The sequence below is a fragment of the Microbacterium cucumeris genome, assembly GCF_058349845.2.
This window is the reverse complement of the sequence record NZ_JBYRIZ020000002.1, coordinates 209,885-229,556: the sequence shown is the minus strand read 5'-3', so window position 1 is coordinate 229,556 and position 19,672 is coordinate 209,885. Positions and strand designations below refer to the sequence as shown.

General features: G+C 70.5%; 16 protein-coding genes. 7 read left to right on the top strand and 9 right to left on the bottom strand.

All coding sequences use genetic code 11. From position 1 onward, the window contains the following. Nucleotides 1-14 precede the first annotated feature (14 nt). The gene (gene sucC / locus AC3RXZ_RS07690) at nucleotides 15-1,181 is read right to left on the bottom strand and encodes an ADP-forming succinate--CoA ligase subunit beta (protein WP_491493639.1); all 1,167 of its coding nucleotides are present in this window, start codon (nucleotides 1,179-1,181) and stop codon (nucleotides 15-17) included. A 130-nt stretch (nucleotides 1,182-1,311) separates the two neighbouring features. Between sucC and AC3RXZ_RS07685 the strand changes: the two genes are divergently transcribed. Both AC3RXZ_RS07685 and AC3RXZ_RS07680 read left to right on the top strand, forming a co-directional pair. Then, nucleotides 1,312-1,974 carry a TetR/AcrR family transcriptional regulator gene (locus tag AC3RXZ_RS07685; RefSeq protein WP_243230629.1) on the top strand — a complete coding sequence of 221 codons (663 nt, stop codon included), beginning with the start codon at nucleotides 1,312-1,314 and terminating at the stop codon, nucleotides 1,972-1,974. Nucleotides 1,975-2,041: 67 nt separating this feature from the next. Further along, nucleotides 2,042-3,277 (top strand): acyl-CoA dehydrogenase family protein, encoded by a 1,236-nt coding sequence (locus AC3RXZ_RS07680; RefSeq protein ID WP_243230627.1) that lies wholly within the window; start codon nucleotides 2,042-2,044, stop codon nucleotides 3,275-3,277. 15 nt (nucleotides 3,278-3,292) lie between these two features. On the opposite strand, the gene AC3RXZ_RS07675 is transcribed toward AC3RXZ_RS07680, so the two are convergent. After that, nucleotides 3,293-3,790 carry a hypothetical protein gene (locus tag AC3RXZ_RS07675; RefSeq protein ID WP_491493638.1) on the bottom strand — a complete coding sequence of 166 codons (498 nt, stop codon included), beginning with the start codon at nucleotides 3,788-3,790 and terminating at the stop codon, nucleotides 3,293-3,295. 65 nt (nucleotides 3,791-3,855) lie between these two features. Here AC3RXZ_RS07675 and AC3RXZ_RS07670 point away from each other — a divergent pair, with 65 nt between their 5' ends. Continuing rightward, a complete protein-coding gene (locus tag AC3RXZ_RS07670; protein WP_491493637.1) occupies nucleotides 3,856-5,304 on the top strand; it encodes a phytoene desaturase family protein in 1,449 nt (482 codons plus the stop codon). A 141-nt stretch (nucleotides 5,305-5,445) separates the two neighbouring features. Beyond that, nucleotides 5,446-6,486, top strand: coding sequence for an ATP-dependent DNA ligase (locus tag AC3RXZ_RS07665; protein ID WP_491493636.1), 1,041 nt, complete (start codon nucleotides 5,446-5,448; stop codon nucleotides 6,484-6,486). Nucleotides 6,487-6,498: 12 nt separating this feature from the next. On the opposite strand, the gene ligD is transcribed toward AC3RXZ_RS07665, so the two are convergent. From ligD to AC3RXZ_RS07650, 3 genes are all read right to left on the bottom strand, one after another. Then, complete coding sequence (gene ligD / locus AC3RXZ_RS07660) at nucleotides 6,499-7,551, bottom strand: non-homologous end-joining DNA ligase (protein WP_491493635.1); 1,053 nt, start codon at nucleotides 7,549-7,551, stop codon at nucleotides 6,499-6,501. Between the two features lie 83 nt (nucleotides 7,552-7,634). Further along, on the bottom strand, nucleotides 7,635-8,786 hold the full coding sequence (locus tag AC3RXZ_RS07655; protein WP_491493634.1) for an SseB family protein: 1,152 nt from the start codon (nucleotides 8,784-8,786) through the stop codon (nucleotides 7,635-7,637). 54 nt (nucleotides 8,787-8,840) lie between these two features. Further along, entirely contained in the window at nucleotides 8,841-11,258 is a 2,418-nt protein-coding gene (locus AC3RXZ_RS07650) for an ATP-dependent helicase (protein ID WP_491493633.1), read from the bottom strand. A 70-nt stretch (nucleotides 11,259-11,328) separates the two neighbouring features. Here AC3RXZ_RS07650 and AC3RXZ_RS07645 point away from each other — a divergent pair, with 70 nt between their 5' ends. Continuing rightward, nucleotides 11,329-11,727, top strand: coding sequence for a pyridoxamine 5'-phosphate oxidase family protein (locus tag AC3RXZ_RS07645; protein ID WP_491493632.1), 399 nt, complete (start codon nucleotides 11,329-11,331; stop codon nucleotides 11,725-11,727). A gap of 62 nt (nucleotides 11,728-11,789) precedes the next feature. On the opposite strand, the gene AC3RXZ_RS07640 is transcribed toward AC3RXZ_RS07645, so the two are convergent. The 3 genes from AC3RXZ_RS07640 to AC3RXZ_RS07630 form a co-directional block, all read right to left on the bottom strand. Next, entirely contained in the window at nucleotides 11,790-14,897 is a 3,108-nt protein-coding gene (locus AC3RXZ_RS07640; protein ID WP_491493631.1) for a lamin tail domain-containing protein, read from the bottom strand. 119 nt (nucleotides 14,898-15,016) lie between these two features. Further along, nucleotides 15,017-16,036, bottom strand: a complete 1,020-nt coding sequence (locus tag AC3RXZ_RS07635; protein WP_491493630.1) for an ABC transporter permease — start codon at nucleotides 16,034-16,036, stop codon at nucleotides 15,017-15,019. Beyond that, the gene (locus AC3RXZ_RS07630) at nucleotides 16,033-17,079 is read right to left on the bottom strand and encodes an ABC transporter ATP-binding protein (protein ID WP_491493812.1); all 1,047 of its coding nucleotides are present in this window, start codon (nucleotides 17,077-17,079) and stop codon (nucleotides 16,033-16,035) included. Before AC3RXZ_RS07630 ends, AC3RXZ_RS07635 begins: the two co-directional genes overlap by 4 nt. 97 nt (nucleotides 17,080-17,176) lie before the next feature. Here AC3RXZ_RS07630 and AC3RXZ_RS07625 point away from each other — a divergent pair, with 97 nt between their 5' ends. Further along, nucleotides 17,177-17,575, top strand: coding sequence for a YccF domain-containing protein (locus AC3RXZ_RS07625; RefSeq protein ID WP_243230600.1), 399 nt, complete (start codon nucleotides 17,177-17,179; stop codon nucleotides 17,573-17,575). Between the two features lie 9 nt (nucleotides 17,576-17,584). Here the strand turns inward: AC3RXZ_RS07625 and AC3RXZ_RS07620 are convergent, their stop codons facing one another. Further along, nucleotides 17,585-18,571, bottom strand: coding sequence for a glycerophosphodiester phosphodiesterase family protein (locus AC3RXZ_RS07620; RefSeq protein WP_491493629.1), 987 nt, complete (start codon nucleotides 18,569-18,571; stop codon nucleotides 17,585-17,587). An 87-nt stretch (nucleotides 18,572-18,658) separates the two neighbouring features. Here AC3RXZ_RS07620 and AC3RXZ_RS07615 point away from each other — a divergent pair, with 87 nt between their 5' ends. Beyond that, on the top strand, nucleotides 18,659-19,573 hold the full coding sequence (locus tag AC3RXZ_RS07615) for a Bax inhibitor-1/YccA family protein (RefSeq protein WP_491493628.1): 915 nt from the start codon (nucleotides 18,659-18,661) through the stop codon (nucleotides 19,571-19,573). The last annotated feature ends 99 nt before the right edge of the window (nucleotides 19,574-19,672 follow it).

Here is a 19,672-nt window from a genome sequence, read left to right as displayed (position 1 = left end):
TGATTCCTTCAGTCTCAGGCGTTCGCCAGCTCAGCGGCCTTGTCGGCGCCCTCGTCCATGCCCGCGGCGAGCGTGACGAGCGGGTGGTTCGCGTCCGCGAGGATCGCGCGGCCCTCCTCGACCTGGTTGCCGTCGAGGCGGACGACGAGCGGCTTCGTCGCGTGGTCGCCGAGGATCTCGAGCGCCTTGACGATGCCCTCCGCGACCGCGACGCACGAGGTGATGCCGCCGAAGACGTTGACGAACACGCTCTTGACCTGCGCGTCGCCGAGGATGACGTCGAGCCCCGCGGCCATGACCTGCGCGTTCGCGCCGCCGCCGATGTCGAGGAAGTTGGCCGGCTTCACGCCGCCGTGGTTCTCGCCGGCGTACGCGACGACGTCCAGCGTGGACATGACCAGACCCGCGCCGTTGCCGATGATGCCGACCTCGCCGTCGAGCTTGACGTAGTTGAGGCCCTCGGCCTTGGCCTTCGCCTCCAGCGGGTCGGCGGCGGCCTTGTCCTCCAGCTCCTCGTGCTCCGGGTGGCGCACCTCGCTGGCGTTGTCGTCGAGCGAGACCTTGCCGTCCAGGGCGATGATCGACCCGTCCTCGGTGCGCACCAGCGGGTTCACCTCGACGAGCGTGGCGTCCTCGCCCTTGTAGACCTCGAAGAGCTTCACGAAGACGTCGGCGACCTTCTCGACGAGATCCTCCGGGAACTTCGCCGCACGGGCGATCTCGACCGCCTTGTCCTTGTCGATGCCGGTCAGCGGGTCGACCTCGACGCGAGCCAGCGCTTCGGGCTTCTCGACGGCGAGCTGCTCGATCTCCATGCCGCCCTCGACGGAGCACAGCGACAGGTACGAGCGGTTGGCGCGGTCGAGCAGCACGGAGAAGTAGAACTCCTCGGCGATCGCGGCGCCCTGCGCGACCATGACGCGCTTGACCACGTGGCCCTTGATGTCCAGACCCAGGATCGCCTTGGCGGCCTCGTACGCCTCGTCCGGCGTCTTCGCGACCTTCACGCCGCCGGCCTTGCCGCGGCCACCGGTCTTCACCTGCGCCTTGACGACGACCACGCCGCCGATCTTCTCGGCTGCCGCTCTCACCTCCTCAGGAGTGTCCGCGACGATGCCGGCGAGGACCGGCACTCCGTACTTCTCGAAAAGGTCTCGTGCCTGGTACTCGTAGAGATCCACGTGCAGTCCTTCGCTGGTTGCGGCGGGTGGGACGCGACAAGATTGTCGGTTGCCGATTGTTGAATCGACCCGATCCCCCAGCCTACTACCGTCTGTCATCGTGCTTTCGCGCCGGTCTAGGCTTCTCGCTATGCACGAATCCGCAGAACCGCGCTCCGCCGTCGTCGCCGCAGCGCTCGAACTGTTCCAGGCGCAGGGGTACGACCAGACCTCCGTGGAGCAGATCGCCCGGGCCGCCGGGGTCAGCCGTTCGACCTTCTTCCGTCAGTTCGGCGGGAAGGAGGACGTCGTCTTCGCCGACCACGAGGTGCTGCTGGAAGAACTGCGCTCCTTCCTCGCCGAGGGGCACGACGACCCCTGGACGGCGGTGTGCGAGGCATCCGAGCACGTCTACGCGCATTTCGCGCACGATCCCGAGATGGCCAGACAGCGCTACCAGATCGTCCGGCAGGTCCCCGTGCTGCGCGAGCGCGAGATCATCACGGTGTTCCGTTACGAGCGCCTGTTCGACGAGTACCTGCGCGGCGCCCTTCCCGGCATCGATCCGCTCGACGCGGTCGGGTTCGCCGCTCTGGTCACCGCGGTGCACAACCATGTGCTGCGCCGCCTGCTGCGCGGCACGAAGAAGGTGCCGCTGACGACCCTGCAGACGGCCCTCGCCGACGTCCGTCGGCGTTACGGCGTGCAGGAGGACGCCGCGGCGTCCGCAGCTGACGACGTGGTCGTCGCCGTGTTCCCGCGGTCGATGCCGGTCGCCGAGATCACCCGCCGTCTGGGTGCCGAACTGGGCTGATGACCTCCGTGGCACTCGGTGCCTCCCGACGTGAAACTGAGTGCCGCATCGGAGTAGAGTGGCGCGCATGAGCGATGAAGCCACCCTCCTCCCCGGCGAGCGCGTCTCCCGCTACGACACGACGACCCGCCGCGACAGCGACTACTACGCCGTGTTCGCGGACATCCCGGACGCCGACCGCGCCGCGTGGGATCGCGCCAGGGCGTACATCGACGAGGTCGGTCCCCGCATGGCCGAGGCCTGGGACCGCGGCGAGTACCCCTTGGACGTCGCCCGCCGCATGGGCGAGATGGACCTCGTCGTCGACGGCATCGACCATCCGCTGCTCACGCGCCTCTCGCCGCTCGCGGCCGGACTGGTCAACATGGAGATCTCCCGCGGCGACGGATCGCTCGGCACCGTGCTCGCAGTGCAGGGCGGACTCGCGCTGCGCACCCTCGCACTGTTCGGCAGCGACGATCAGCAGGAGAGGTGGCTGACGGCGCTCGCTGACGGCTCGGTGCTGGGATCGTTCGCGCTCACCGAACCCGACCACGGGTCCGACTCGGTGTCGCTCGAGACCGTCGCGCGCCGCGACGGCGACGGCTGGGTCATCCGCGGCGCCAAGAAGTGGATCGGCAACGGCGCCTCCGGAGGGATCACGTTCGTGTGGGCGCGGGTGGAGGATCCGGATGCCGCGGAGCACGGCGCGGTGCGCTGCTTCCTCATCGAGCAGTCCGCCCCCGGGTACACGGGGACCGTCATCCCGGGGAAGGGTTCGCTGCGCGGCATCCATCAGGCGCACATCGTCCTCGACGACGTGCGCGTCCCCGCCGATGCCGTCCTGCCGGGGACCCGCAGCTTCAAGGACGCCTCCACCGTGCTGTACGCCACGCGATCCGGTGTCGCCTGGTCGGCGCTCGGGCACGCGACGGCCTGCTACGAGGCGGCGCTGTCCTACGCGCTGCAGCGCGTGCAGTTCGGCAAGCCGTTGGCGAAGTTCCAGATGGTGCAGGAGCGGCTCACGCACATGCTCGAGGACCTCACCGCCATGCAGCTGTACTGCCGCCGACTCGCCGATCTCGAGAACGCCGGCGAGCTGCGCCCGACCCAGGCGTCGCTGGCGAAGTTCCACAACACGCGGGCCGCCCGCCGCATCGCCGCGACGGCCCGGGACCTGCTCGGCGGAAACGGCATCCTGCTCGAGAACGGCGTGATCCAGCACATGGCCGACATCGAGGCCATCCACACCTACGAGGGCACCGAGAGCGTGCAGGCGCTGCTGCTGGGTCGCGACATCACCGGTCATTCGGCGTTCGCGTGACGCCTGCCGCGAGGGTCAGCTGCAGCCGCAGGTACCTGCGGGAGTGCGCGTCATGAAGCACACCTCGCACACGCCGTAGTCGCGCTCGACGGGCTTCGGCTTGGCGGCCCGATCGGGGCGCGGTGCGGCAGCCGCCCGAGGCGTGGACGTGCGCGACCGCGACGCCCTCGCCGGGGTCGCCGGCGCGAACTCGCTGGGATGGACCGCGTAGAAGTACGGTGCGCGCCCCTCGCTCGGCACCAGCCGCAGCGGCGCCGAGCCGACGACGACCACCTCGTCCTCGGTGAAGCCGTTGGTGTACGTCCGACCGATGTGCAGCGCGGCGCCCTCTCCCCGGCGGATGGCCTCGATGTAGCGGCCGCGGTCGATGTAGGAGGTGATGCCGACGGCATCCATGATCTGCGTGATGAACGCGTGGTTCACCGGATCGATGCGGTGAGCGCGCAGCGCCTCGGCGAGGTTGCGGTACGGACGGGAGGTGCCTGCGGGGGTCGGCCCCTGTACTTCGTTCATCACTACCAGGATCGCACGCGCGCCGACGTCCTGCAGACCGCTTCTGCGCGTGCAAGACTGGCGGCATGGCGCACGCGACGATCATCGGGAGCGGTCCGAACGGACTCGCGGCGGCCGTCTCGATGGCACGGGCCGGCTACCGGGTGCGCGTCCTCGAAGCGGCGGCGACGATCGGCGGCGGCGTGCGCAGCGAGGCGTCGACGCTCCCGGGCTTCGTCCACGACATCTGCTCCGCCGTGCATCCCGCCGCTCTCGCCTCGCCGTTCTTCCAGGCGTTCGGACTGGCCGACCGGATCGACTGGATCCGCCCGGCGATCTCGTACGCGCACCCGCTCGACGACGGCCGCGCCGGCGTCGCCTGGCGCGACGTCGAGCGTACGGCCGCGGGCCTCGGCGTCGACGAACGCGCATGGCTCAGCCGCCTGCGCCCGCTCAGCGCACACATCGGCGGCGTGGTCGACTTCACCGGCAACCAGATGCTGCGCATCCCGCGCGATCCCGTGACCGCAGTGCGGTTCGCGCTGCGGATGCTCGACCAGGGCACCCCGCTCGCGAAGCGCACATTCCGCACCGAGGAGGCGGCCGCCCTGCTCAGCGGCGTGCTCGCGCATGCCAACACCCCGCTGCCCTCGCTCGCCGGAGCGGCTGCGGGTCTCCTGCTGGCCGCACAGGCCCACGCCGGGGGGTGGATGTATCCGCGCGGGGGCGCGCAGCGCATCGCCGATGCCCTGGCCGACGATCTCCGCGCCCACGGCGGCGAGATCGAGACCGGCGTGCACGTCACGGATCTAGGCGCGCTCGACTGGGGCGATCCTGCCCGCGGGGACGTGCTGCTGCTGGACACCTCCCCGCGGCTGCTGCTGTCGCACCCCGACGTCCCTTCGCGCTACGCCAGAGCGGTCGAGGGATACCGGTACGGACCGGCGGCGGCGAAGGTCGACTTCGCACTGGACGGGCCCGTGCCGTGGACCAATCCCGACGTCGCCCTGGCGCCGACCGTGCACGTCGGCGGCACGCGCGACGAGGTGTGGGCGAGCGAGAACGCCGTCGCACACGGACGCGTGAGCGAACGGCCGTACGTGCTCACGTCGCAGCCGTCCGTGCTGGACGACTCCCGCGCCCCCGCGGGCAAGGCCGTGCTCTGGGCCTACATCCACGTGCCGCAGGGCTCGGACCTCGACGCCACGGAACTCGTGACGCGCCAGATCGAGCGGTTCGCCCCCGGCTTCCGGGACCGCATCCTCGCCCACCACGCCGTCCCGGCCTCCGCGCGGGAGGCCATCAATCCGGCCGAGATCGGCGGCGACATCCTCGGCGGCGCCTTCACGATCCGACAGGCGATCCGACGCCCGACGCTGTCGACCGCCCCCTGGCGGACACCGATGTCCGGCGTGTATCTCGCCTCGGCCTCCACTCCCCCCGGTCCCGGCGTGAACGGGCTGTCCGGCTGGCACGCGGCACGCACCGCGCTGAAGGATGCCGGAGCCCCGGCATCCCTGGCCGACCTGTTCTGAGCCACCGCCGTTCCGAACTCCGGGACGATCGCTCTCCCGCGCCGCCGCAGGCACCCGCCGCGCGGGTTCTGCAGGAGTTCGACACGCGCACCATCCGCGGCGGACCTTCCGGCGGGCAGCCGTACCGGGCAGGATGGCTGCATGTACGACATCCCCGCGCCGATGCTGGCGAAGGCCGCCCCCGCCGTCCCCGACCCCGCCAAGACGCCGGGAGGGCTGCTCTACGAGCCGAAGTGGGACGGGTTCCGCGGGCTCCTGGCGTGGGACGGCGAGACGCTGGAGATCGGTTCCCGTGGCGCCAAGCCGCTGACGCGCTATTTCCCGGAGCTGGCGGATGCCGCGGCATCCGCTCTCCCCCGACCGTGCCTCCTCGACGGTGAGATCGTCGTCGCCACGGGCGAACCCGGCGCGCAGCGCCTGGACTGGGAGGCGCTCAGCCAGCGCATCCACCCCGCCGCGTCGCGCATCACCCGGCTGTCGGAGGAGACGCCCGCGATGTTCGTCGCGTTCGACCTGCTCGCCGACGGAGACGACCTGCTGCAGGAGCGTCCGTTCTTCGAACGCCGCGACCGCCTGGAACAGCTGCTCCACGACGTCCCCCATCCGTTCCACCTCACCCGGACGACACGCGAACAGGCCGTCGCCGAGCGCTGGCTCGCCGAGTTCGAGGGTGCGGGCCTGGACGGCATCGTCGCGAAGCCTCTCGGCCAGCCGTACGCGCCTGGCAAGCGCACGCTCATCAAGGTCAAGCACGCGCGCACCGCGGACGTGGTCGCTCTCGGCTACCGCATCCACAAGTCCGGCTCGGGCGTCGGGTCGCTCCTCGTGGGGCTGTACGACGCCGACGGGACGCTGCGACAGGTCGGCGGTGTGGCCGCCTGGAGCGACGTCCGCCGCCAGGAGCTCGTCGAGGAGCTCGCTCCGTTCGTCGAGCGGGATGCCGACGGCGAGGCCGTGACCGGTGAAGGCGAGCGCAGCCGCTTCAGCGGAGCCAAGGACACCTCGTTCGTGCGGCTCCGCCCCCAACGCGTGCTCGAGGTGCGCTACGACCAGATGGAGGGCGCGCGCTTCCGGCACACCGTGCAGTTCGAGCGCTGGCGGCCCGACCGGGACGCCCGCTCCTGCACCTACGCGCAGCTCGAGACCGTCGCCGGCTACGACCTGGACGACGTGCTGACCTGAGGGGAGAAGGCTTCAGCCGTCGACCCGCTCGCCGTCCTCGTCCCAGTTCTCCGCGACCTTCTTGCTCGGCTGCACGCGCGGCGGCTCGCCGGGCATCTTGGGGAACTCCGGCGGGAAGGAGAGCTCACCGAGTCCGTTCTCGAGGTCGCGCTCCCACCATCCCAGGAGCGTGTCGATCCGGCCGGGTGCGGCCTGCAGTTCGGCCCACGGATCGCCCATCTCGGCGAGCCGCTCCGGGATGCTGCGGACCGTGAAGCGCATCGGGTCCACGTCGTCGAGCTCGTCCCAGTCCAGGGGCGTCGACACCGTCGCAGCCGGGAGGGCGCGCGGACTGTAGGCGCCGGCCATCGTGCGGTCGCGATTGGCCTGGTTGAAGTCGACGAAGATGCGCTCGCCCCGCTCCTCCTTCCACCAGCTCATCGTCACCCGGTCCGGCATGCGCCGCTCCAGCTCGCGCCCGGCGGCGATCACGGCGTGCCGCACGTCGAGGAACTCGTGCTCGGGGACGATCGGGCAGAACACGTGCAGGCCCCGGTTGCCGCTCGTCTTGATGAACGGCTCGAGTCCGCCCTCGCGCAGGACCTCGCGCAGTCCGTGCGCGGCGACCACGGCATCCGCGAAGTCCGTGCCGGGCTGAGGGTCGAGGTCGATGCGCAGCTCGACCGGGTTGTCGGGCTCGTCGGCAAGTGAGGCCCACGGGTGGAAGACGATCGTGTTCATCTGCACGGCCCAGACGATCGCGCTCGGCCGGTTGAAGACGATCTGCGGATGCCGGCGACCGCTGTTGTACGTGACGGTCACGGCGTCCACGAAGTCCGGGGTGCCCTTGGGCGGGTTCTTGGAGAAGAAGCTCTCTCCGCCGATGCCGTCCCGGAAACGTTCCAGGGACACCGGGCGATGGCCGTTCGCGGTGAGGAACGGCGTCGCGACGAGCTGGACGTACTCGGCCAGCTCGGCCTTCGTGATGCCGAGTTCGGGCCACACCACCCGGTTCGGACTGGACAGCGCGATCTCGCGCTCCCCCTCAGGGTCGGACACGGTCAGCGTGACGCGTTCGGAGGCCATGCGTCGACCCTATGCCGAACCGTCGGCCGGGGCCAGGGGCGACGGCGCATCGCGCCGAAATGCCGGCTCCGACGCCCCGGGGCTCAGTCCCCCAGGTCGACGGCCAGCACGAGCACCGGAGCGAGCGCATCGCGCTCGACGATGATCGATGGGCCCGCGGCGTCCACCAGGACCCCGGCCATCTCGGGATGCGTGGAGAGCACCTTCGCCAGCTGCTCCGGGGCGAACGGCATCGGGCGGTCTCCCCGCCCGAGCGCCACGACCTCGAGCGGGTGCGAGAACAGCTGCAGGAAGCGCTTGCCGTCCGGCGTCTGCGCTTCGGCGATGCCGACCTGGCCGCTGCCGCTGCCGTCGTTGACGGCCACCCACGCCTTCGTCGCGGCCAGCGCCTCACCGACCCTGGCAGCCGTGTCCGCCTCGCGGGGTCCGGCGAGAAGCGTCTTGATCGTGAGGTTCTCGTCCGCCTGGTCCAGTGCCTTCTGCAGCACCTCGGTGGGGAACACCGCGCGGTGCGCGCCGGAGGCGTTGTCCAGGATCATCCCGGTGAAGCCGCCGGAGATCACCTGCTGGATCACCGAGGTCACCGGCTGCGCCACCGCGGAAGTCGCGGTGGGATCGGTCTCGCGCTGCACCGAGTCCCTGACCGACGCGGCGTTGCTGAACGCGAGCAGGAAGGAGCGGTCCTCGTCGCGCACGACGGCGATCGACAATGGCTTCCCCTCGCTGATCTGCTCGCGCGCATCACCGCTCACGCGCAGGTACAGGTGACCCTGCAGAGCCTGGCGGAGCACGCCGAGCAGCTGCTCGTTCGTCGCCCCTTCCGCCAGCTCCGCGAGCGCCTCGCGCAGCAGCACGTTGTCCTTCATCCCCGGGACGGTCTCGGTCTGCTCCGGGGGCAGCGCGGCAGCCAGCGGCAGAGTGCGCTTGACGGGGGCCGCCGGCGTGGTCGGCGCCGAGGACGGCGGCTTCGGCGCGACGGCTGGGCGCGCCGACTCCTGCTCGGTCGGGAGCGCGACCTCGGGACCGGCGTCTGCCCCCACCCCGCGGAACGCCTGCACGGAGATTCCGACGCTCGGCGCTGCGGCCTCGGCCTCGGGCGCGACATCGGCTGCGGCTTCGGGCGTCTCGTCGACGGCGTCCGCCGCCGCAGCGGTGGCGTCGTCGTCGACCGATGCCGGTTCGGTGACCGGGACGGCGTCGTCGGCGGACTTCTTGCGGCGGGAGAACAAGGCCATGCCAGTCAGCCTAATCGCCGCGCACCCGTCGCCGGGTCCGCGCAGGCATCCGGACTACAGCTTCTCGATCGGGGCGATCTTGATGAGGAGCTTCTTCTGCCCCGCGGCGTCGAACCTGACGTGCGCGATCCGCTTCGCGCCCTCACCGGTGACGGCGTCCACCCGGCCCTCGCCGAAGTCGTCGTGCCGGATGCGATCTCCGGGGGCGAGTTCCAGATCGCCGTTGTCGCGAACCTTCGCTGTCACCTTGTTCGGGAAGCGGTCCATCGACGTCGACAGCGGCTTGAGCGCGCCGCCCAGCGGCTTCACGGCGAAGCGGTCGCCTCCGCCGCCGGGACGCCGCGCGTTGAGCGCACGGGACTGGGTGCCGCCGCGCGAGTTCACATCACCGGGCGACTGGCGCCAGTCGATGAGGTCCGCGGGGATCTCCTGCAGGAAGCGGCTCGGCATGGCGACCGACACCTCGCCGAACTGGGCGCGCGTCATCGCGAGGGAGAGATGCAGCCTCTTGCGCGCACGGGTGATGCCGACGTAGAACAGCCGGCGCTCCTCCTGCGGTCCGCCCGGCTCCCCCGCCGAGATCCGGTGCGGGATGAGGTCCTCCTCGACGCCGGTGACGAACACGGCGTCGTACTCCAGCCCCTTGGCGGTGTGCATCGTCATCATCGAGACCGTGCCGGACTCGTCGTCCAGATCGTCCGCGTCCGAGACGAGCGCCACCTCGGTCAGGAAGTCGACGATCGTCCCCTCCGGGTTGTTCCGGGCGAAGTCGCGCGTGACGGCCACGAACTCGTCGAGGTTCTCGACTCTGGCCTCGTCCTGCGGGTCGCGGCTGGCGCGCAGGGCGTCGAGGTAGCCGCTCTTGGCGAGCAGCAGAGTGAGCCCGTCGGCGACGGAGGTGGCCGGCGGCACCTCCCCCGAGGAGGGAAGCAGGATCTCGGACGCCTCGGTGAGCACGGCATCCAGCTGGCCGATCGCCGCCTGCAGCTTCGGGCCGACACCGAGCTCGGCGGGGCGGGACAGCGCCTCGCGGAAGGTGATGCCGTGCTCCTCCGCGAACCGCGCGATCGACGCCGCCGTGACGTCGCCGATCCCCCGGCGCGGCCGGTTCAGGATGCGGCGCAACGACATCTCGTCTGCCGGGTTCGCCACCGCGATCAGGTACGCCAGGGCGTCCTTGATCTCGGCACGCTCGTAGAACTTCGTGCCGCCCATGATCTTGTACGGCACGGCCGCGCGGATGAAGATCTCCTCCAGCGCACGCGACTGCGAGTTCGTGCGATAGAACACCGCCATCTCGGAGTAGGGCACGCCGGCGCGGCGCAGCGCCTCGACCTCGTCCGCGACGAACTGCGCCTCATCGTGCTGCGAGTAGCCGGTGAACCCGACGATCTTCTCGCCCTCGCCCCGGTCGGTCCACAGCTTCTTGTCCTTGCGGTCGAAGTTGTTGCCGATCACGGCGTTGGCGGCCGAAAGGATGTTCTGCGTCGACCGGTAGTTCTGCTCGAGCAGAACCACCTTCGCACCCGGGAAGTCGCGTTCGAACTCGCTGATGTTGCGGATGTCCGCGCCGCGGAACGCATAGATCGACTGATCGGAGTCGCCCACCACGGTGAGCGAGGAGGCCTCGACCTCGGGGGCCGTCTCGGGTTCGAAGATCATCATGCCGTTCGAGGCATACGGGTCGGGCGCGCTGGCGGAGACGGGCCGGGTGAGCTCGTGGATCAGCGCGTACTGCGCATGGTTCGTGTCCTGGTACTCGTCGACGAGGATGTGGCGGAACCGGCGGCGGTAGGTGTCGGCCACCTGGGGGAACGCGCGGAACAGGAAAACGGTCTGCGCGATCAGGTCGTCGAAGTCGAAGGCGTTGGCCTTGTGCAGCTGGCGCTGGTAGTCGCCGAAGATCTCGACGAAGAGGCGCTCGGCCGGATCGGACATGTTCGCCTGGCGGGCGTATGCATCCGCATCCGACAGCTCGTTCTTGAGCTTGGAGATGCGGGACTGCACGGATGCCGGGGTCAGGCCATACGCGTCGGCCTCGTGCTCCTTGACGAGCCGCTTGATGAGCGCGCGCGAATCGCCCGAGTCGTAGATCGTGAACGTCTTGGTGAAGCCGAACTGCTCGGCCTCGCGCCGCAGGATCCGCACGCACGCGGAGTGGAACGTCGAGATCCACATGCCCCGCGACGCCTCGCCGACGAGGGCTCCGACGCGCTCGCGCATCTCGCCGGCCGCCTTGTTCGTGAACGTGATCGCGAGGATCTGGCTCGGCCACGCCTCGCGTCCGCGCAGCAGTGACGCGATCCGCCGGGTCAGCACGCTGGTCTTGCCGGAGCCGGCGCCCGCGACGATGAGCAGCGCGGGGCCTCGATAGGTGACGGCTTCGAGCTGCTGCGGATTGAGGCCGGCGAGGAGGTCGTCCTGCGCTCCGGGGCCTGCCGTTCCGGGGACGATGAGAGGTGCGTCGGTCATGTCCTTTCGAGTCTAGGCCGCGCATCCGACACGGGAGTACGATCGGGGACGACGCACGGGAGGGCAGAGGATGATCGGCACCCTGGACGAGAAGCAGTGCTACGACCTGCTCGGGTCGACGACCGTGGGGCGCATCGGATTCGTCCGCGACGCGCGGGTGGAGATCATTCCGGTCAACTACGCCCTGTCGGGGCGGGACCTGATCCTCCACACGGCACCGGACGGGATCCTGCGCTCGCTGGCGGACGAGGGGGCTGCCGTGGCGTTCGAGGTCGACCATCACACGGACCTCGCCGGATCCGGCTGGAGCGTCCTGCTGCAGGCGACCCTCGCCCTCGCGACGCCCGCCGAGGAGAGCGCGGCCAGGGTCCAGGTGTCCCCATGGGCGGGAGCGGACCGCGACGTCGCCCTGCGCCTGGCCGTGTCCGAGGTGAGCGGACGACGCGTTCGCCGCGATCCGCGCGACTGATCCGCGGCCGTCACGACGAGGGGCGCGGGAGACGGATTCCGTCTCCCGCGCCCCCAGCCGTGTCAGACCGCCGCGGCCCGGCGCCGGATCGCTATCGCGCCCGCCGCCAGCAGCAGCACGGCCAGCACCAGGGCGGCGACGGGCAGCGTGGCACCGGTCGCCGCGAGGCCGCCCGCTTCGGTGATCGTGATGTCGGCCCAGCCGATGAGCTGTCCGTCGGCGTCGTACACGGCGATCCGGTGCGCGCCCGGGGCCGCATCGGCCGGGATCGTGACGGTGATCTCGCCCTCCGCATCGAGCGTGCCGGTCGCGAGGCGCACCGGGTCGGAGAACATCCAGACCGCGATCTCGGCGCCCGCCTGCTCCGCCCCTGCGGTCACGGTCACCTCATCACCTGCGGCGGCCGTGGACGGATTCACGGTCACGCCGTTGCGGTTGCCCTCGACGAGGTCCGTTCCCGACGGCGAGGGCGTCGAACCGCCCGGGTTCTCGCTGCCCGGGTTCTCGCCGCCCGGGTTCTCTCCGTCATCGCCGGGCAGGGTCCCCACGCGCAGCGCCTCGGACGCGAAGCCGTCGGCGAACCACCACACCGGCCGCTGGCCGTCGACCGTCAGCGAGGCGGGTGCCGTCGCGAAGCCCTCGTTGTTGATGTCGGGCATCCCGGCCGGACGCGCGAAGTGCGCGATGCCGGGCTGTGCGGTGCCGTTCAGCGCGATCTGCGCCGAGCGACCCTGACAGCCGTCGTCGCACACCGCCCACAGCACGCCCCGTACGCTGTCGTAGTCCAGCGCCATGACGCCGGCGAGTCCCGGAGCGATCTCCGACACGAGCGTCGCGGATCCGTCCGCGCCGAGCGCGAACGCGTACACGTGGCCGTTGTCCTCGACCGCGGTGAAGAACAGTCCGTCTCCGTGACCCGGATGCGCCGCGGGGTCGTAGGCGGCGCCGGTGGTGTCGTCGAAAAGAGTGCCCTCGAGCACCTCATCCGAGACCCATTCGACGGCCTCGATGCCCAGGTTCGCGCCGACCGCCGGGAGCAGGGCGGTGAGGTCCCACTCCTGCTCGGCCACCAGATCGGATGCCGAGGCATCCGGGTCCACCTTCAGCACGACGTTCTGATTGACGCCCTTGGCCGCGTTGTCGCGTTCGCTGGCGACATACACCGCTCCGTCACCGTCGACCGTGATGCCCTCGGTGTCCGGACCCGCGGCACCGGCATCGGCCGCGTCCTTCTGGAACCGGACGCGCTTGCCCTCGTCCCAGCCGTCGGCCTTCGCGACCGATCCGTCCGCCTTCGCCTCAAGCTTCCAGATGCGGCCCTCGCCGTTGTCGACCGCCCACAGGAATGCGCCGTCCTCGGTCTCCTGGATGTCGAGACCGGAACTGTCCTCGAGGAAGGCCGGAACCGCGTCGAGCACCCGGACCTCGGCCGAACCGGGCCACGGCGACACCGCGATCTCGCCCGCGCAGACGTTCGCCGCACCCTTGGTCGCCTCGGCCGTCGCGGCGAACGCGCCGGTGATGTCGGGGCAGCGTCCCCACGTCGTCGCGGCGTGCCCGTCGCCCCAACTCGTCTCGTCGACCAGGAGGTCGCCGTCGAACACCCGCACGACGTCGCCATCACCGAGGCCGAAGCCGAGCTCCTCCCGCTCGATGACGTGGTGGCCGGCGGCGGGGATGATCGTGCCGGCGGGGATCTCGTACGCGTGCGCGTCGTCGTCGTCCTTCACGACGACGCCCGAGACGTCCAGGTCGGATGCCGTGGGGTTGGCGAGCTCGATCCAGTCGTCCGGAGAGCCGCCGTCGGACTCGACCTCGTTGATCCGGACCGGGTTCCCGCAGGCGTTGCGCAAGCCCTTGGTCGAGGTCGCGAGGTCCGTGAACTCGCCGGTGCCGTCCGCGCAGCGCGCCCAGACGCCGTCGGCGTGATCCGCGTACACGTGCTCAGCCACGGTGCTGCCGGCGGCGTCCCGGATCGTCACCGTGTCGCCGCCTCCCAGACCGAACACGAAGTCCGCGGGCTGATCGAAGACGAAGTAGGCGCCGGGCTCGAGGACCGTGCCGGCCGGCAAGGGCGTGGTCTCTGCCGCGTGACCGACCGGGTCGGAGTCCATGACGCTCCAGCCCGAGATGTCGACGGCCGTGCTCTCGAGGTTCACGACCTCGACCCAGTCGGTGGTGTCGCCGTTCGACTCGATCTCGTTGATCGCGACATCCGGCGTCACGCACGAGTTGGCGGTCCCCGGCGTGGGGTGCGCGAGCACGAAGGCCCCGCGGCCATCGGGGCACCGCGCCAGCGTGGCCGCGGCGAAGTCGCCGTCGATCGCGGCGTGACCGTCCCACGGCTCGGTGTCGTCGACGAGCGCTCCACTCGTGTCGAACAGGCGGATGCGGTCGGCGCTGCCGATGCCGATCGGGTCACGGAACGCCGTCTCGACGCCGTCGACGATGCCCATCGTCCCCTCCTCGACGACGAGGAAGGCTCCAGCCTCGAGCTGCGTGCCGGCGGGGAACCTCCAGCGGTGATCGTCCGAGTTGTCGCGGATCTCGTATCCCGAGATGTCCAGCGCCTCGGTGCCCGGGTTGTGGAACTCGACCCAGTCGGCCGGCTGCGAGTCGACCTCGTTGATCAGGATCGCACCGGGCACCGGCGCGACCGTGCAGTCGTTCGCCGCTCCCGGCGTCGCCGCGGTGGCGTGCGCCCACTCCCCCGTGCCGTCGGGGCAGCGCGCCCAGACCGCGAGCGGAGCGGTGTTCTCGTACGCGTAGGCGTCGACCTCGGCATCCGTCGGGTCGAACAGCACGACCTCGTCGCCCTTGCCGAGCCCGAAGTCGAAGTCCACGTCCTTCTCGAGGACGAGGAACCCGCCGGGCTCCAGGACGGTGCCCGCCGGCGCCTGGCCGTACGAGTCGCGCTTGTCGTCGGCGATGCGCCAGCCGTCGAGCGAGACCGCCTCGGCGCCCGCGTTGTACAGCTCGACCTGGTCGGCGAGCCCGGTCGAGGCGTCGTCGTAGACGATCTCGTTGAGGACGATCGTCGGCGACGCGACGACCTCTGCAGGACGGATGCCGGAATCGGCGCCGATGGCGGCAGCAGGTGCGGCGAGCAGGGTGGCGGCGCTGAGCGCGCCGACCGCCGTGAGCGCCGCCCCGCGGAGCAGGCGGGACATGGGACTCCTGGGTCAGAGAGGAACGGGTGCCCCCTCAGATCAGCGATGCCGCATGGCCGCACGACGACGCACCGGTGTACCGCCGGTGAACAGCACGTGGCCGTTTCGGCCTGACGGCCTCAGGCGATGCGCGTTCCCGGGGGCAGCCGGCGCGCGGGAGTCCTCGTCCGCGCCCACGCGCCGGCGAACAGCCCGCCGGCGACGAGGATCTGGGCGCCGAGACCGACGAACCAGCTCGGAACGGTGCCGTCCATCGATTCCTGCGGCGTCGGGTAGGCCTCGTAGCCGCGGTCGCACTCGTCCCAGCGCTGTTCGATCGGCGGCTGCTGCGCCATGCGGACGCCGTACTTGATCTGCCCGAAGAGGTCCACCGGGTAGCCGTTGTCGTCGAACTCGGTGGGCGTGGCGTCCGCGAGCACGACGAACGGGTTGGCCGACAGCACCCACCACACCCGGTCGAACCGCGGCACCTCATACGTGTAGGTGTCCCATTCGTCGCAGATGACCTCGCCCTGCGCGTCGTACGGACGGCTGTAGCTCGTGGCCTCGCTGCGCAGCGCCATGCCGCCGAGACCGAACACGATGAGCGTCCCGATCGTGAGCGCCGCGACGACGAGGTAGGTCGCCGCGACGGAGAAGAGCGGACGCGCGATGAGGCCGCTGAGGCCGACCCCGATCGCCGCGACGATGACGATCTCGACGGCGAGCACGACCAAGGAGACGAGCAGCACGAGCGCGTTCGCGCCGCCGCCCACCAGGGAGATCGCCAGGAAGGGCACGGCCACGAGCAGGAACGCCCCGCCGGTCGCGACGGCCGCGAGGAGCTTGCCGAGCATGATGTCGCCCGTCGAAGCGGCCGTCACCTGGATGGCGGCGAGGGTCGCCGCGTCGCGGTCGCCGTTGATGGCGTTGCCGCTCAACGTCGGCGACACGAGCACGACGAGCAGCAGCACGACGTTCACGACGATCGAGTAGACCCCGGCGCCGGTCGCATCGCCCCACGAGTAGACCAGGAAAGCCAGGGCGGTGATGCCGATGAGCAGCAGCGCGTACACGCCGAGCAGGATGTACCAGCCGACGCTGCGCAGCCGCTGCGTCAGCTCGAGGCGGGCGATGGTGCCGATGTGCGCGGCGTTCATGCCTCGGTCTCCGTCCCGGTCGAGGGCTGCGTCGCCGGCGATGAGGAGACCGGAGGCGGCGCTGCGGATGCGGGCGGCGGCACCGGCGGGCGCGAGCCGTCCGTCGGCGGCACGGCCCGAGGCGCTGCGCTGCGGATGCTGAGGAAGGCGTGTTCGAGCTCGCTCTGCGCCGGCGCGAACTCCGAGACGGCCAGCTGCGCCTCGACCAGCCTCCGGAGCGCGTCCGCCGCGGTGTCCTCGCCGTAGAACGCGACCAGGATCGCCCCTCGGTCCGTTCCGAGCGACTCGACGGGCAGGCCGAGAGTCGATGCGACCTGCCAGGCGTCGGCGGCGAAGCGCTCCGGCGCGGCCCCTGCCAACCGGATCCGCCACGCGCGCGCGGTCGACGGGGCCGGTGCCGCCTCGACCACGGATCCGGCCACGAGGAACACGGCGTCGTCGACGACCTCTTCGAGCTCCGACAGGATGTGGCTCGAGATCAGGATCGTGCGCCCCTCACCCGCAAGCCGTCGCAGAAGCAGGCGCAACTGTACGCGCGCCTCGGGATCCAGACCCGAGGCGGGCTCGTCGAGCAGCAGCACCTGGGGGTCGTGCACGAGGGCGCGTGCGAGCCCGAGCTTCTGCTTCTGCCCGCGCGAGAGCACCTTGGCCGGCGCGTCGGCGAGCTCCTGCAGCCCGACCAATGCGAGCAGCTCCGCCGCGCGTGCGGCGGCATCCGGCTTCGACAGGTCGTACAGCCGGGCGGTCGTGGCGACCGTCTCTCTCGCGGTCAGCGACGGCCACGCGCCGAGCGCGTCCGGCATCCAGCCCAGCATCCGCCGAGCCGCGAGGGGATCGACCAACGGGTCGACATCGCCGATGCGGATGCTGCCGGCGTCGGGGGCGAGCAGGGAGGCGAGCATGAGCAGCAGAGTGGTCTTGCCGGCTCCGTTCGGTCCGACCAGTCCTGTCACGCGCCCCGCCTGAGCATGGAAGCTCGCGTGCTGGACGGCGTGGACCTCGCCGAACGATCTGCTGACGCCTTCGGCGATGATTCCGGTCATCCGGTCATCATGGCATCCGTTCGCTCCGCGGCCGGGGAACTCGCAGGCGACGCACAGCGCGCGGCGGATGCTCAGCACGCGCTGGCATGATCGGAGCATGCGCACGATCCTGAACATCATCTGGCTGATCCTCGCCGGCTGGGCCCTGTTCCTGGGCTACGTGCTGGCCGGCATCCTGCTGTGCATCCCGATCGTGACCATCCCGTGGGCCATCGCCTCCTTCCGCATCGCCGGTTACGCGATCTGGCCCTTCGGGCGCGAGGTCGTCAGCAAGCCCACCGCGGGCGTCGGCTCCTTCCTCGGCAACGTCATCTGGGTGATCCTCGCCGGCTGGTGGCTGGCCATCGGCCACATCGTGTCCGGGATCGCGCTGTGCATCACGATCATCGGCATCCCGATGGGGATCGCGGACTTCAAGCTCGTGCCGGTGTCGCTCATGCCGCTCGGCAAGGAGATCGTGAAGACCGGGTCGGGGGCGTTCGACCGCACCCTGTAGGTGCGGCGGTCAGCCGCGGAAGAACGCCACGCCGAGATCGGGGTGGTCGACGAAGACGCCGTCGACCCCGGTGCGCGCGATCGCATCCCATTCGGCCTCGTAGTCGCCATGGTCCGAGCGGCCGCCGTCGCCGCGATACTCGGGTGCGAGGAACGCGTTCTCGGGGCGGCACGTCCACGTGAAGACGGTGAGACCGCGGGCATGAGCGTCCGAGACGATCGAGTTCCCGCGGGCCAGCAGCATCCGCTTGTTGACGCTGACGCCGTCGACGGTCCCCGCGAGGGCGTCGAGCCCGGCGGGCAGGACGGTGGCCTTGTAGCTCAGGGCGGCGCGACCCTGTGCCTGGACGAGGTCGAACGGGCGCCCCTTCGCCTCGATGAGGTAGACGTAGGATGCTGCGATGCCGGCCGCCCGCAGGTGCGCGAGCACGGTGGACTCGAAGGACTCGATGATCAGCGGCAGCTCGCCGTCCGCCCAGCCGGCCGCGCGCAGGTCGCGCGCGATCAGGGGCGCCAGGTCGAGGCCGATGCCCTGGAAGTAGGTCGCGTGCTTGATCTCGAGGACGACGCCGATCTCGCGGCCGTGCTCGACGGATCCCGCGCGGACGATGTCGAGCACGTCGACGAGCCGCAGCATCGGCTGCGTGTCATCGAAGGTCGCGCTCGAGGTGCGCAGCTCCGGCAGCCGCTCGCGGACGCGCAGCGTCGCCAGCTCGTCCCACGTGAAGTCCTCGGTGAACCAGCCGGTGAGCACCTGCCCGTCCACGGTCTTCGTCGTGCGGCGGGAGGCGAACTCCGGACGGTCGGCGACGTCCGTGGTGCCGGAGATCTCGTTCTCGTGCCGGACCACGAGAACGCCGTCCCTGGTCGCGACGACATCGGGCTCGACGGCGTCCACCCCCATCGCCAGAGCGAGCTCGTACGCCGACCGGCTGTGCTCCGGGCGGTACCCCGGTGCGCCGCGATGGCCGATGACGAGGGGCGCTTTCCTGGGCATGCTCTCAGCGTAGAACAGCGCACGGATATCACCCGGGCGGGTAGTCTGGACGCAAGCGATATCAAGACCCCCTTGGAGTGAGGCCTTATGAGCAATTTCGCATTCAACAACCCGGCGTTCCAGCAGCAGGATCCGCGCAACGTCGCGACCTACCCGGGTGGACCGCAGGCTGCGCAGGCGGGCCAGGGTGCGCAGGCCGCCTCGTTCCAGCACGCGAGCATCGACGCCGCGACCAACGCGCAGCTCGAGGGCATGTACGCGGCCCCCGCCGCCGGTGCCGTCGAGACCGACCGGATGACGGTCGAGGACACGATCTGGAAGACGGTCGGCCTGTTCGCGATCCTCCTCGTCACGGCCGCGGTCGGCTGGATCTGGACCGCCACGAGCTTCTACAACACCGGCCAGGCCAACCTCCTGCCGTGGATGGTCGGCGCCCTGGGCGGCTTCGCGCTCGCCATGGTCGTCACGTTCACGTCGCGCAAGAAGGTCCGCCCGGCGCTGATCTTCGCGTACGCCGCGTTCGAGGGACTCTTCGTCGGTGCGATCTCGGCGTTCTTCGAGATCATCTGGCCTGGCATCGTCATGCAGGCGACGCTCGCGACGCTCTCCGTCGTCGGCGTCACGCTGGCGCTCTTCGCCAGCGGCAAGATCCGCGCGTCGAAGAAGATGACCAAGATCGTCATGATCGCGATGGTCGGCTACCTGGTCTTCTCGGTGCTGAACCTCATCCTGATGTGGACCGGCGTCCTGCCGCAGGACCAGGCGTTCGGCCTGTACAGCCAGCCCATCATGGGCATCCCGCTCGGTCTCATCATCGGCGTCCTGGTCGTCTTCATGGCGGCGTACTCGCTGGTGCTGGACTTCGACCAGATCCAGCAGGGCGTGCGCAACGGCGCTCCCCGTCAGTACGGCTGGCTCGGCGGCTTCGGCATCATGGTCACGGTCGTCTGGCTGTACGTCGAGATCCTGCGCATCATCGCGATCGTGCGCGGCAGCGACTGACTCCGACCCTCATTCACGTGAACGGCCCGTCTCCTCGGAGGCGGGTCGTTTCACGTTGTCAAGGCCTTGTCGTCCCGTCGACGGACCGCCAGTCTGGGA